This is a genomic window from Streptomyces sp. AMJ-169, from assembly GCF_055597585.1.
Genome location: NZ_JBVLTJ010000006.1, coordinates 262,759 through 276,878, shown reverse-complemented (window position 1 = coordinate 276,878; position 14,120 = coordinate 262,759). Strand labels below are relative to the sequence as shown.

Sequence of the window (14,120 nt, the reverse complement as noted above, 5' to 3'; positions counted from 1 at the left end):
ACGAGTGAATCGGTCACTCGAACGAGTGGTCCTGGGTCCGGGGAGGCGCAATGCGTCTCCCCGGGTCGTTTCCGGGGTGTGAGCGAGAAGAATCGTGATGGGAAGCGTTCGGCCAGGGAGCGGATCGCGGCCGACCGGGAGAAGCAGCGGACGGCCGACCGGCGGCGCCGGGGGCTGATTGTCGGCGCCAGTGTCGTCGGCGTCCTGGGCCTGGCCGCGGTCATCGGCGTGGCGGCGGCGAACGCGGGCAAGAGCGGCGGGGGGAGCGCGGGTCCGGTGGTCGCGCCGTCGGGGGCGAACGGCAAGGACGCGCTGGCCATCCCCCTCGGCCAGGAGAGCGCCAAGTCGACGCTGACGGTGTGGGAGGACTTCCGCTGCCCGGCCTGCAAGGCGTTCGAGACGGCGTACCGGCCGGTGATCCATGAGCTGACCGGCGCGGGCAAGCTCAAGGTCGAGTACCACCTGGCCACCCTCATCGACAACAACCTGCGGGGCACGGGCTCGCACAAGGCGGCCAACGCCGCCGCCTGCGCGCAGGACGAGGGCAAGTTCCCCGGGTATCACGACGTGCTGTTCGAGAACCAGCCGACGGAGACCGACGACGCCTACGGCAAGAACGCCAAGCTGATCGAGCTGGCCGGCAAGGTCGAGGGCCTCGACACGCCCGCGTTCCGCACGTGTGTGGAGAAGGGCACCCATGACGCCTGGGTGAAGAAGTCGGCGGCGGCCTTCAGCAGCGGCGGCTTCGGCGGCACGCCGACGGTCCTGCTGAACGGCAAGAACATCTACCAGGACCAGACGATGACGCCGGCGAAGCTGAAGCAGCTGGTGGCGGAGGCGGACAAGGGGTGAGGTGGTGCCCGTTATGGAGCCGTTGCCGGGGTGGCCTCCGTGGTCGCGGCCCGGCAGGGTAGCGTCGACCTTGCCATGGAACTTGCCTACATTCCCAGCCCGTCGCGCGGGGTCATCCATCTCGGGCCCATTCCGCTGCGCGGCTATGCCTTCTGCATCATCATCGGCGTCTTCGTCGCGGTCTGGCTCGGCAACAAGCGCTGGGTCGCGCGCGGTGGCCGGGTCGGCACGGTCGCGGACATCGCCGTCTGGGCGGTGCCGTTCGGCCTCGTCGGCGGCCGGCTCTACCACGTCATCACCGACTACGAGCTGTACTTCAGCGAGGGCCGGGACTGGGTGGACGCCTTCAAGGTGTGGCAGGGCGGCCTCGGTATCTGGGGCGCCATCGCGCTCGGCGCGGTCGGCGCGTGGATCGGCTGCCGCCGCCGGGGCATCGCCCTGCCGGCCTACGCCGACGCCATCGCCCCCGGCATCGCCCTCGCGCAGGCCATCGGACGCTGGGGCAACTGGTTCAACCAGGAGCTGTACGGCAAGGCGACCGACGTCCCCTGGGCGCTGCACATCACGTCCTCCGCCGACGGCCGCGTACCGGGCTACTACCACCCGACCTTCCTGTACGAGTCCCTCTGGTGCGTCGGCGTCGCCCTCCTCGTGATCTGGGCCGACCGCCGCTTCGCCCTCGGGCACGGGCGGGCGTTCGCCCTGTACGTCGCCGCGTACTGCGTCGGCCGGTTCTGGATCGAGTACCTCCGCGTCGACGACGCCCACCACATCCTGGGCCTGCGCCTCAACAACTGGACCGCGCTGTTCGTCTTCCTCCTCGCGGTGCTGTACCTGGTGATCTCCGCGAAGAAGCGGCCCGGCCGCGAGGAGATCGTGGAGCCGGGGGCGGCGGAGGAACGGGCGGCGGCCGAGGCCGGGGAGTCCGAGGGCACGGAGAAGGCCGACGAGTCCGAAGGCACGGAGAACGCCGACGCCCCCGGGGACAAGAAGGCCGACCTGGAGAAGAAGTCCGACACCGGGACGGCGACCAAGAAGAGCTGACGGCTGGTTCTACGGCATCAAGGGCGCTCGGGGTCTCCCGGGCGCCCTTCGCTCACCCCTTCACACCCCTTCGCACACCCCCCTCACCCCGCGTACCTCTCCTCGATCTCCCCCCGATAAGGCATCGCCCCCACCGCCCCCACCCGCTCCACCGACAGCGATGCCGCCGCCGTCGCCCACCGCAGCGCCTCGTGGATCGGCCGCTCCTCCGTCAGCGCCGTCGCCAGCGCCCCCGCGAACGTGTCGCCCGCCGCCGTCGTGTCCACCGCCCGCGCCTGCGGGGACGGCACCGCCAGGGGAGGCGCGTCGCGGGCCGCGTACAGGGCTCCTGCCGCGCCCAGGGTCACCACCACCGCCGGGACCGAGTCCAGCAGCGCCTCCGCCGCCTCCAAGGGATCGACGCGGTCGGCCAGGGTCAGGGCCTCGTACTCGTTGGGGATCAACAGGTCGATCAGGGAGAGGAGTTCGGGCGGGAGGGGCTGGGCCGGGGACGGGGTGAGGATCGTGCGGACGCCGTGGGCGCGGGCCGCTCGGGCGCCCGCCACCACCGCCGGCATCGGGATCTCCAGCTGGAGCAGGAGGGCGTCGGCGGAGGCGATGAGGTTCTCGTCGCCGGGGGCGAGGTGGTCGACGGTGCCGTTGGCGCCGGGGATCACGACGATCGCGTTGCCGCCGTCGTCGTCGACCACGATGTGGGCGGTGCCGGAGGGGCCCTCGACCGTGCGGACGTGGTCGGTGAGGACGCCCGAGTGCTCGAGCGTGGACCGCAGCGCGGCGCCGTACGCGTCGGTGCCCACCGCGCCGATCATCGAGACCGTCGCGCCCGCCCGCGCCGCCGCGATCGCCTGGTTGGCGCCCTTGCCGCCGGGGGCCGTGCGCAGCTCCCGGCCCGTGACCGTCTCGCCCCGGCGCGGGGGCGTCTCGACGTAGGTGACGAGGTCCATGTTCGTGCTGCCCAGTACGACGATGTGGCTCATGGGACAGAGCCCTTCCACCCTCCTCCGGCTGCAAAACCGCAGGTTAGCCCAGCCTCCCCTTGCTGGCGGAGAGGAATGCGACGGCGTAGCTTCGGGGTTGTAGATAATTAGAACTTGTCCAAAGTTAGCTTTGGCTTAGCTTTCCTGGGGGAACCGGAAATGGCTCTCATCGACGTCGAGGCACCGCTCCACGAGGCGCACCGCGACAACCACACCCACCGGGACGTCAACGGCGGCTGGCTGCGGCCGGCCGTCTTCGGGGCCATGGACGGACTCGTCTCCAACCTCGCCCTCATGACCGGCGTCGCGGGCGGCGACATCGGCACGCAGGCCGTCGTCCTCACCGGTCTCGCCGGGCTCACCGCCGGCGCCTTCTCGATGGCCGCCGGGGAGTACACCTCCGTCGCCTCCCAGCGGGAGCTGGTCGAGGCCGAACTCGACGTCGAGCGGCGGGAGTTGCGCAAGCACCCCAAGGACGAGGAGAACGAGCTGGCCGCGCTCTACGTCGCGCGCGGGGTCGAGCCCGAACTGGCCGCCGAGGTCGCCCGGCAGCTCTCGCGCGACCCCGAGCAGGCGCTGGAGATCCACGCGCGCGAGGAGCTGGGGATCGACCCGTCCGACTTGCCCTCGCCGGTCGTCGCCGCCGTCTCCTCGTTCGGGGCCTTCGCGCTGGGGGCCTCGCTGCCCGTGCTGCCCTATCTGCTGGGCGCCACCGCGCTGTGGCCCGCCCTGGTCGTCGCCCTCGTGGGGCTGTTCCTGTGCGGGGCCGTCGTCGCCCGCGTCACCGCGCGGAGCTGGTGGTTCAGCGGGCTGCGGCAGCTCGCGCTGGGCGGTGCGGCGGCCGGTGTGACGTACGTCCTGGGCAGTTTGTTCGGTACGGCCGTAGGATAGAGCGACTGTACTTATGCGAGGGTCTGCATAAGTAACTGTTACCCATTGGTTTCAAGCGCTTGTCCATCGGGCATGAGCCGAGAGCGCTTGCGGGCAATGACGCCCAAGAGGCGCACGCGCGGAGTGGGCGGCGACGTCCTCACCGTAACTCCCCGGGTGAACGGCCACCGATCTGTCCGTTCAAGCCCCCACTTACTTTCAGCCGCCCCGCGCGGCTCCCGCCGCACCCCCACGGCGTCCGCATGCTGGAACGGTTTATCCACTTCCCGAGAACCGCCCCATCATGTAACCTGCACGAAATTTTGCACTTACGCAGAGGGCCAGCGTCGTCCCTCGGCACCGCAATATGCCACTTGAGACGACGACGGGAGAGCCGATGCGTACGCCGCGCCAGCCGTCCCAGCCCTCCACGAATGGCCAGAACTGGTCGTTCATGGACGCGCGCCCTGCTGCCCAGGGCATGTACGACCCCCGCGACGAGCACGACGCCTGTGGCGTCGGCTTCGTGGCCACCCTCACCGGCGAGGCGAGCCACACGCTGGTCGAGCAGGCGCTGACCGTTCTGCGCAACCTGGAGCACCGCGGGGCCACCGGCTCCGAGCCCGACTCCGGTGACGGCGCGGGCATCCTGACCCAGGTCCCGGACGCCTTCCTGCGCGAGGTGACCGGCTTCGACCTGCCCGCCGCCGGCTCCTACGCCGTGGGCATCGCCTTCCTCCCCGAGGACGCCGCCGAGCCGGCCGTCTCGCGGATCGAGACGATCGCCGCCGAAGAGGGCCTCACCGTCCTCGGCTGGCGTGAGGTCCCGGTCGCCCCCCAGCTGCTGGGCGCCACCGCCCGCTCGACGATGCCGGCCTTCCGGCAGATCTTCGTCGGCGACGGAATCAGCGAGGGCATCGCCCTCGACCGCAAGGCGTTCGCGCTGCGCAAGCGCGCCGAGCGCGAGGCGGGCGTCTACTTCCCCTCGCTGTCCGGCCGCACCCTTGTCTACAAGGGCATGCTGACCACCGGCCAGCTGGAGCCCTTCTTCCCGGACCTGTCCGACCGCCGCTTCGCCTCCGCGATCGCGCTCGTGCACTCCCGGTTCTCCACGAACACCTTCCCGTCGTGGCCGCTCGCCCACCCGTACCGGTTCGTCGCCCACAACGGTGAGATCAACACCGTCAAGGGCAACCGCAACTGGATGCGCGCCCGCGAGTCCCAGCTGGCCTCCGACCTGTTCGGGGAGCGGCAGCTCGACCGCGTCTTCCCCGTCTGCACCCCGGACGCCTCCGACTCCGCCTCCTTCGACGAGGTCCTGGAGCTGCTCCACCTCGGCGGCCGTTCGCTGCCGCACTCGGTGCTGATGATGATCCCCGAGGCGTGGGAGAGCCACGACTCGATGGACCCGGCCCGGCGCGCCTTCTACCAGTACCACTCCACGATGATGGAGCCCTGGGACGGCCCGGCCTGCGTCTGCTTCACCGACGGCACCCAGGTCGGCGCGGTCCTCGACCGCAACGGACTGCGCCCCGGCCGCTACTGGGTCACCGACGACGGCCTCGTCGTCCTCGGCTCCGAGGTCGGCGTCCTCGACATCGACCCCGCGAAGGTCGTCCGCAAGGGCCGCCTCCAGCCCGGCAAGATGTTCCTCGTCGACACCGCCGAGCACCGCATCATCGAGGACGACGAGATCAAGGCGGGCCTCGCCGCCGCCGCGCCGTACGCGGAGTGGCTGGAGGCCGGGGAGATCGAGCTGGGCGACCTGCCCGAGCGCGAGCACATCGTGCACACCCACGCCTCGGTCACCCGCCGCCAGCAGACCTTCGGCTACACCGAGGAAGAGCTGCGCGTCCTGATCGCCCCGATGGCCAAGTCCGCCGCCGAGCCGATCGGCTCCATGGGCACCGACTCGCCCATCGCCGCGCTCTCCGCCCGCCCCCGGCTGCTGTTCGACTACTTCACGCAGCTGTTCGCGCAGGTCACCAACCCTCCGCTGGACGCCATCCGGGAAGAGCTGGTCACCTCCCTGCGCTCCTCGCTGGGCCCCGAGGGCAACATCCTGGAGCCGACCGCCGCCTCCTGTCGTACGGTCACCCTGCCGTTCCCGGTGATCGACAACGACGAGCTGGCCAAGCTCATCCACATCAACGCCGACGGCGACATGCCCGGCTTCAAGGCCGCGACGCTCTCCGGTCTGTACCGGGTCTCCGGCGGCGGTGACGCGCTGTCCGCGCGGATCGACGAGATCTGCGCCGAGGCCGACGCCGCCATAGACAACGGCGCCCGCCTGATCGTCCTGTCGGACCGGCACTCCGACGCCGAGCACGCGCCGATCCCGTCGCTGCTGCTCACCGCGGCCGTCCACCACCACCTCATCCGCACCAAGCAGCGCACCCAGGTGGGCCTGCTGGTCGAGGCCGGTGACGTCCGCGAGGTCCACCACGTCGCCCTGCTGATCGGCTTCGGCGCCGCCGCCGTCAACCCGTACCTGGCGATGGAGTCCGTCGAGGACCTGCTGCGCGCCGGCACCTTCATCAACGGGGTCGAGCCCGAGCAGGCCATCCGCAACCTGATCTACGCGCTCGGCAAGGGCGTCCTGAAGGTCATGTCCAAGATGGGCATCTCCACGGTCGCCTCCTACCGCGGCGCCCAGGTCTTCGAGGCCGTCGGCCTGGACTCCGGCTTCGTCGCGAAGTACTTCGTCGGCACCGCCACCAAGATCGGCGGCGTCGGGATCGACGTCGTCGCCAAGGAGGTCGCCGCCCGGCACGCCAAGGCCTACCCGGCCTCGGGGATCGCCCCGGCGCACCGCGCGCTGGAGATCGGCGGCGAGTACCAGTGGCGCCGCGAGGGCGAGCCGCACCTGTTCGACCCGGAGACGGTCTTCCGCCTCCAGCACTCCACGCGCTCCGGCCGCTACGACATCTTCAAGAAGTACACGGACCGCGTGAACGAGCAGTCCGAGCGGCTGATGACGCTGCGCGGCCTGTTCGGCTTCGCCTCCGGCCGCGAACCGATCTCCCACGACGAGGTCGAGTCGGTCGAGGAGATCGTCAAGCGCTTCTCCACCGGCGCCATGTCGTACGGCTCCATCTCCCTGGAGGCGCACGAGACCCTCGCCATCGCCATGAACCAGCTGGGCGGCAAGTCCAACACCGGTGAGGGCGGCGAGGACCCGGAGCGCCTGTACGACCCGGCCCGGCGCTCGGCCATCAAGCAGGTCGCCTCCGGCCGCTTCGGCGTGACCTCCGAGTACCTGGTCAACGCGGACGACATCCAGATCAAGATGGCCCAGGGCGCCAAGCCCGGCGAGGGCGGCCAGCTGCCCGGCCACAAGGTCTACCCGTGGGTCGCCAAGACCCGGCACTCGACGCCGGGCGTCGGCCTCATCTCGCCGCCGCCGCACCACGACATCTACTCCATCGAGGACCTGGCCCAGCTGATCCACGACCTGAAGAACGCGAATCCGCAGGCGCGGATCCACGTGAAGCTGGTCTCCGAGGTCGGCGTCGGCACGGTCGCGGCGGGTGTCTCCAAGGCGCACGCGGACGTCGTCCTGATCTCCGGCCACGACGGCGGTACGGGCGCCTCCCCGCTCACCTCGCTGAAGCACGCCGGCGGTCCCTGGGAGCTGGGGCTCGCCGAGACGCAGCAGACGCTGCTGCTCAACGGGTTGCGCGACCGGATCGTCGTCCAGACCGACGGCCAGCTCAAGACCGGCCGTGACGTCGTCATCGCCGCGCTGCTGGGCGCCGAGGAGTTCGGGTTCGCGACCGCGCCGCTCGTCGTGTCCGGCTGCGTCATGATGCGCGTCTGCCACCTCGACACCTGCCCCGTCGGCATCGCCACGCAGAACCCCGTGCTGCGCGACCGGTTCGCCGGCAAGGCCGAGTACGTCGTGAACTTCTTCAGGTTCATCGCCGAAGAGGTCCGCGAGCTCCTCGCCGAGCTGGGCTTCCGCTCGATCGAGGAGGCCGTCGGCCACGCCGAGGTCCTCGACGTGCACCGCGCGGTCGACCACTGGAAGGCGCAGGGCCTCGACCTCGCCCCGCTCTTCTACGTGCCCGAGCTGCCCGAGGGCGCCGCCCTGCACCAGACGATCACCCAGGACCACGGCCTGGAGAAGGCGCTCGACAACGAGCTGATCAAGCTCGCCGCCGACGCCCTCGCCGCCGCCGACGCGAGCGCCGCCCAGCCGGTGCGCGCACAGGTCAAGGTCCGCAACATCAACCGCACGGTCGGCACGATGCTCGGCCACGAGGTGACGAAGAAGTTCGGCGGGGCGGGCCTGCCCGACGACACCATCGACATCACCTTCACCGGCTCGGCCGGCCAGTCCTTCGGCGCCTTCCTCCCGCGCGGTGTCACGCTGCGCCTGGAGGGCGACGCCAACGACTACGTCGGCAAGGGCCTCTCCGGCGGCCGGGTCGTCGTCCGCCCCGACCGGGGCGCCGACCACCTCGCCGAGTACTCGACGATCGCCGGCAACACCATCGCCTACGGCGCGACCGGCGGCGAGCTGTTCCTGCGCGGCCGTACCGGTGAGCGGTTCTGCGTGCGCAACTCCGGCGCGCTGGTCGTCTCCGAGGGCGTCGGCGACCACGGCTGCGAGTACATGACCGGCGGTCACGCGGTCGTCCTCGGCGAGACCGGGCGCAACTTCGCGGCCGGTATGTCCGGCGGTGTCGCGTACGTCATCGACCTCGACCGGGACAACGTCAACGCCGGCAACCTCGGCGCCGTCGAGGAGCTGTCGGCCGAGGACAAGCTGTGGCTGCACGACGTGGTGCGCCGGCACGCCGAGGAGACCGGATCCACGGTCGCCGGGAAGCTGATCGCCGACTGGGATGCCGCCGCCGGGCGCTTCAGCAAGATCATCCCCAGCACGTACAAGGCAGTGCTCGCCGCCAAGGACGCCGCCGAGCAGGCGGGACTCTCCGAGTCCGAGATCACCGAGAAGATGATGGAGGCGGCGATCAATGGCTGACCCGAAGGGCTTCCTCAACCACGGGCGCGAGATCGCCACCTCCCGTCCCGTCGACGTGCGGCTGAAGGACTGGAACGAGGTCTACGTCCCCGGCTCGCTGCTGCCGATCATCGGCAAGCAGGCCAGCCGGTGCATGGACTGCGGCATCCCGTTCTGCCACAACGGCTGTCCGCTGGGCAACCTGATCCCCGAGTGGAACGACTTCGCCTACCGCGAGGACTGGACGGCCGCCTCCGAGCGGCTGCACGCGACCAACAACTTCCCGGAGTTCACCGGCCGGCTGTGCCCGGCGCCGTGTGAGTCGGCGTGCGTGCTGGGCATCAACCAGCCCGCCGTGACCATCAAGAACGTCGAGGTCTCGATCATCGACAAGGCGTGGGACGCCGGTTCGGTGGCCCCGCAGATCCCCGAGCGCCTCTCCGGCAAGACGGTCGCGGTCATCGGCTCGGGCCCGGCGGGTCTGGCCGCCGCCCAGCAGCTGACCCGGGCGGGCCACACGGTCGCCGTGTACGAGCGCGCCGACCGCGTCGGCGGACTGCTGCGCTACGGCATCCCCGAGTTCAAGATGGAGAAGCGGCACATCAACCGCCGCATCGAGCAGATGCGCGCGGAGGGCACCCGCTTCCGCACCGGCATCGAGATCGGCCGCGACCTCAAGGCGACCGACCTGAAGAAGCGCTACGACGCCGTCGTCATCGCCGCCGGCGCCACCACCGCCCGCGATCTCCCTGTCCCCGGCCGGGAGCTGAAGGGCGTCTACCAGGCGATGGAGTATCTGCCGCTGGCCAACAAGGTCCAGGAGGGCGACTACGTCACCTCCCCGGTCTCGGCCGAGGGCAAGCACGTCGTCGTCATCGGCGGCGGCGACACCGGCGCCGACTGCGTGGGCACCGCGCACCGCCAAGGGGCCGCGTCCGTCACGCAGTTGGAGATCATGCCCAAGCCGGGCGAGGAGCGTAACCCCGGCCAGCCCTGGCCGACGTTCCCCATGCTCTACAAGGTGACCTCCGCGCACGAGGAGGGCGGCGAGCGGGTCTACTCCGTCTCGACCACCCACTTCGAGGGCGACGAGGACGGCAACGTGCAGTGGCTGCACCTCATCGAGGTCGAGTTCGTCGAGGGCAGGCTGACGCAGAAGCCGGGCACCGAGCGGAAGATCCCGGCCCAGCTGGTCACGCTGGCCATGGGCTTCACCGGGACCGACCGGGAGAACGGGCTCGTCGAGCAGTTCGGGCTCGACCTGGACGAGCGCGGCAACGTCGCCCGTGACGCCGGCTTCCAGACCAACGTGCCCGGCGTGTTCGTCGCCGGGGACGCGGGCCGGGGCCAGTCGCTCATCGTGTGGGCGATCGCCGAGGGCCGCTCCGCCGCGCGCGGCTGCGACCGCTTCCTGACCGGCGCCAGCGACCTGCCGGCCCCGATCCGCCCGACGGACCGCTCCCTGATGGTCTGACCCCCGCACCAGAAGCTTTCCGTACAAAGGCGTACGGAACTGAAGACGACGCCTGCCGCACTGTCCCCGACCGGACGACCCGGCAGGCGTCGCCGTCTTCTCCCCGCGCGTCCCCCGTGCCACCCTGAGGTGATCCGACGGGGAGGACGGCATGAGCGTGAGCGACCGGACGCGGGCGGACGAACGGGGCGGCGGCGAGAAATTCGCCGACTGGGCCGACGGCCGGTTAGGGATCTACACACTGGCGAAGGCCAATCTGCGCAAGGTCTTTCCCGATCACTGGTCCTTCATGCTGGGCGAGATCTGCCTGTACAGCTTTCTCATCCTGATCCTCACCGGCGTCTATCTGACCCTGTTCTTCGCACCCAGCAACAGCGAAGTCATCTACAACGGCACCTATACGCCGCTCAACGGCATCCCGATGACCCAGGCGTACAAGTCGACGCTGGACATCAGTTTCGACGTACGCGGCGGTCTGCTGATCCGGCAGATCCATCACTGGGCGGCGCTGGTGTTCGTCGCGGGAATGCTGATCCACATGATGCGGGTGTTCTTCACCGGCGCGTTCCGCAAACCCCGCGAGCTGAACTGGGTGTTCGGCTGGACCCTGCTGTTCCTGGGCATCATGACCGGTCTGACCGGCTACTCCCTGCCCGACGACCTGCTGTCCGGCACCGGTCTGCGGTTCGCGGACGGGGCGATCCTGTCCATCCCGATCGTCGGGACGTACCTCTCCTTCTTCCTGTTCGGCGGGGAATGGCCGGGAGTCGACTTCATCTCGCGGCTCTATCCGATCCATATCCTGCTGCTGCCCGGGATCATGCTCGGACTGGTCGTCGGCCACCTGATCCTGGTCTTCTACCACAAGCACACGCAGTATCCGGGGCCCGGCCGCGACGAGAAATCCGTGATCGGAATGCCGTTCATGCCGGTCTACATGGCGAAGGCCGGCGGATTCTTCTTCCTCGTCTTCGGCGTCCTCGCGCTGATGGGCGGAATCGCGACCATCAACCCGGTCTGGGCGTTCGGCCCCTACCGGCCCGATCTCGTGACGACCGGCGCGCAGCCCGACTGGTATCTCGGATTCTCCGAGGGGCTGATCCGCGTGATGCCGGCCTGGGAGATCGACGCCTGGGGCCACACCCTTCAATTGGGCGTCTTCATTCCGTTCACGCTCTTCCCCCTGATCCTCGCGGCCATCGGCGCCTATCCGTTCCTGGAATCCTGGATCACCGGCGACACACGCGAACACCACCTCCTCGACCGTCCGCGCAACGTCCCCGTCCGCACCGGACTCGGCGTCGCCTGGCTCGCCCTCTACGCCATGTTCCTCATCGGCGGCGGCAACGACATCGTCGCCACCCACCTCCACCTCTCCATCAACGCCATCACCTGGTTCGTCCGCGTCGGCGTCTTCGTCGTCCCCGTCCTCGCCTTCCTCCTCACCAAACGCGTCTGCATGGGCCTCCAGCGCCACGACCGCAACCTCGTCCTGCACGGCATCGAGACCGGCACCCTCAAACGCCTCCCGCACGGCGAGTACGTGGAAGTCCACAAACCCCTCGGCCAGGGCCGCCTGTTCACCCTCACCCAGCACGAACAGCCGCAGCCGTACGAGATCGGCGCGCGCGTCGATGCCAATGGGGTCCGGCGGAAGGTGACCGTCTCGCAGCGGGTGCGGGCGCGGCTGTCCAAGGCGATGTTCGGACCGGACACGCAGATCCCGAAGCCGACGGAGGAGGAGTACAAGGCGCTGACGCAGGGCCATCACTGACGGAGTGTCAGGTGTCTCTTCCCTAGCAAGTGCTTGGTGGGTATCGTGCGAACGCCCGTCGCCGAACAGGGAGTTCGCCATGGCCGAGGCCTACATCGTCGAAGCGGTCCGTACGCCGGTCGGGAAGCGCGGGGGAGGGCTCGGCGGGGTCCATCCGGCCGACCTCGGCGCACATGTGCTGCGCGCGCTCATGGAACGCTCCGGCGTCGACCCCGCCGCCGTCGAGGACGTCGTCTTCGGCTGCCTGGACGCCGTGGGGCCGCAGGCCGGGGACATCGCCCGGACCTCCTGGCTCGCCGCCGGGCTGCCCGAGGAGGTGCCCGGGGTGACCGTCGACCGGCAGTGCGGGTCCTCGCAGCAGGCGCTGCACTTCGCGGCGCAGGCCGTGCTGTCGGGGACGCAGGACCTCGTCGTCGCGGGCGGGGTGCAGAACATGACCCAGGTGCCCATCGCCTACGCGACCCGGCAGGCGGCGGTGCCGCTCGGCTTCACCGAGGGGCCGTTCGCGGGCAGCGAGGGGTGGCGGGCGCGGTACGGGCAGCGGCCCGTCAACCAGTTCGCGGGCGCCGAGATGATCGCCGCGAAGTGGGGGATCGGCAGGGAGGCCCAGGAGGAGTTCGCGCTGCGCTCCCACCGGCGGGCGCTCGCCGCGATCGACGCGGGCCGGTTCCGGCGGGAGACCGTCCTCTACCGGGGAGTCGAGGTCGACGAGGGCCCGCGCCGGGACACCTCCCTGGCCAGGATGGCCGCCCTCAAGCCCGTCCTCGACGGCGGTACCGTCACCGCCGCCTGCTCCTCCCAGGTCTCCGACGGCGCCGCCGCGCTGCTGCTCGCCTCCGAGCGGGCGGTCCGCGAACACGGGCTCACCCCGCGCGCCCGCGTGCACCACCTCTCCGTACGCGGGGAGGACCCGATCCGGATGCTCACCGCGCCCATCCCGGCGACCGCGCACGCCCTGAAGAAGACCGGGCTCACCCTCGACGCGATCGACCTCGTCGAGATCAACGAGGCGTTCGCGCCCGTGGTGCTGGCCTGGCTGAAGGAGACGGGGGCCGATCCGGCGAAGGTCAACGTCAACGGGGGCGCCATCGCGCTGGGGCATCCGCTGGGGGCGACGGGGGCGCGGCTGATGGTGACGCTGCTGCACGAGCTGGAGCGGACCGGGGGGCGGTACGGGTTGCAGACGATGTGCGAGGGCGGGGGGCAGGCGAACGTGACGATCGTGGAGCGGCTGTGAGACTCAGGTGTCGCACTCCAGGACCGTCCCGCACAGCGCGCACCGCGCCCGCACCCGCCCCCGCACCGGCACCCGCAGCTTCTGATGACAGGTCGGGCACGGGAAGCTCACCCGCGGCGGCGTCCCCGGGGAGAACGCGTACTGCGGGGTCGTGTGCGCGTGCTTGCGGTCCCTGGCGTACCGCCGCCGGCCCGCCCACCCCGCGGCCGTCAGCGGCGGCTGGCGTCCGTCGAGGCGGGCCCGGTCCAGGCCCGCCTCGTACGCCTCGTACGCCTGCGGGCTGGTGAACCAGATGCGCGGGTCCTCGTCGAAGAACAGGGCCCGCTTGGCGAGGACGTAGCCGAACTCCTCCGGGGTCAGGTAGCCGAGCTTCTGGGAGGCCTCGCCGTGTTCGCGGTAGGCGTCCAGGAGGAGCCAGCCGGCGCCCAGGTACGTCGTCGCGGTGTCCGTCAGGATCTCGTTGTCCCGGGTGCCGGGGAAGGAGAGGCCGAGGCGGTGCAGGTAGACGTGCATGATCTCGTGGGCGAGGGCCGCGCCGATGTCCTCGCGGTGGGTGCGGAAGCGGTCGTTCAGCTCGATGAAGTACTCCGGGCCCGCCGCCAGCTCGACGCTCGCCGCGTGCTCCATCGTCCGGAAGCCGACGATCATCCGCGCGTCCGGCAGCCGGAAGTGCCGCACCAGCTCGCGGGCCACCCGCTGGGCGCCCAGATGCAGGTCGTCGGCGTCGGAGAAGGCCACGTCGACGGGCGGCACGCTGGTGGCGAACGTGCGCACGGTGTCGTACGACAGCCGCTTGTACAGGGCCGTGACCGCCGCCCGTACCGTCTCCAGGTGCGGGAAGCCGTGCTCGACCGGTCCGCCGTTGCCCACGCCGCACCCCCATGCAGTCGTCTCCACTGTACGAGGAGCGACCGCGCAGTACG

At 70.5% G+C, this 14,120-nt stretch carries 9 protein-coding genes; 7 read left to right on the top strand and 2 right to left on the bottom strand.

Features of this window, described 5'->3' with window-relative positions; translation table 11 throughout:
- Nucleotides 1-78: 78 nt before the first annotated feature.
- Both ACYUD3_RS17240 and lgt read left to right on the top strand, forming a co-directional pair.
- Nucleotides 79-852 (top strand): DsbA family protein, encoded by a 774-nt coding sequence (locus ACYUD3_RS17240; protein ID WP_470970416.1) that lies wholly within the window; start codon nt 79-81, stop codon nt 850-852.
- Between the two features lie 75 nt (nt 853-927).
- Nucleotides 928-1,896, top strand: coding sequence for a prolipoprotein diacylglyceryl transferase (lgt, locus tag ACYUD3_RS17235; RefSeq protein WP_470970414.1), 969 nt, complete (start codon nt 928-930; stop codon nt 1,894-1,896).
- 83 nt (nt 1,897-1,979) lie between these two features.
- Here lgt and rbsK read toward each other — a convergent pair whose 3' ends face one another.
- Nucleotides 1,980-2,873, bottom strand: coding sequence for a ribokinase (rbsK, locus tag ACYUD3_RS17230; RefSeq protein ID WP_470970411.1), 894 nt, complete (start codon nt 2,871-2,873; stop codon nt 1,980-1,982).
- Nucleotides 2,874-3,032: 159 nt separating this feature from the next.
- On the opposite strand from rbsK, the gene ACYUD3_RS17225 reads away from it, so the two are divergent.
- The 5 genes from ACYUD3_RS17225 to ACYUD3_RS17205 all read left to right on the top strand — a co-directional run bounded on the left by ACYUD3_RS17225 (nt 3,033) and on the right by ACYUD3_RS17205 (nt 13,197).
- Nucleotides 3,033-3,764, top strand: a complete 732-nt coding sequence (locus tag ACYUD3_RS17225) for a VIT1/CCC1 transporter family protein (RefSeq protein WP_470970409.1) — start codon at nt 3,033-3,035, stop codon at nt 3,762-3,764.
- A gap of 376 nt (nt 3,765-4,140) precedes the next feature.
- A complete protein-coding gene (gene gltB / locus ACYUD3_RS17220; protein WP_470970406.1) occupies nt 4,141-8,733 on the top strand; it encodes a glutamate synthase large subunit in 4,593 nt (1,530 codons plus the stop codon).
- A complete protein-coding gene (locus ACYUD3_RS17215; protein ID WP_470970404.1) occupies nt 8,726-10,186 on the top strand; it encodes a glutamate synthase subunit beta in 1,461 nt (486 codons plus the stop codon). The genes gltB and ACYUD3_RS17215 overlap by 8 nt, the downstream gene beginning before the upstream one ends.
- Nucleotides 10,187-10,337: 151 nt before the next feature.
- Nucleotides 10,338-11,960 (top strand): cytochrome bc1 complex cytochrome b subunit, encoded by a 1,623-nt coding sequence (gene qcrB, locus ACYUD3_RS17210; protein WP_470970401.1) that lies wholly within the window; start codon nt 10,338-10,340, stop codon nt 11,958-11,960.
- 79 nt (nt 11,961-12,039) lie between these two features.
- Nucleotides 12,040-13,197: an acetyl-CoA C-acetyltransferase gene (locus ACYUD3_RS17205; RefSeq protein ID WP_470970399.1), complete on the top strand. Its 1,158-nt coding sequence runs from the start codon at nt 12,040-12,042 to the stop codon at nt 13,195-13,197.
- A gap of 3 nt (nt 13,198-13,200) precedes the next feature.
- Here ACYUD3_RS17205 and ACYUD3_RS17200 read toward each other — a convergent pair whose 3' ends face one another.
- Nucleotides 13,201-14,067, bottom strand: a complete 867-nt coding sequence (locus ACYUD3_RS17200; RefSeq protein WP_470970960.1) for a hypothetical protein — start codon at nt 14,065-14,067, stop codon at nt 13,201-13,203.
- Nucleotides 14,068-14,120: the final 53 nt, after the last annotated feature.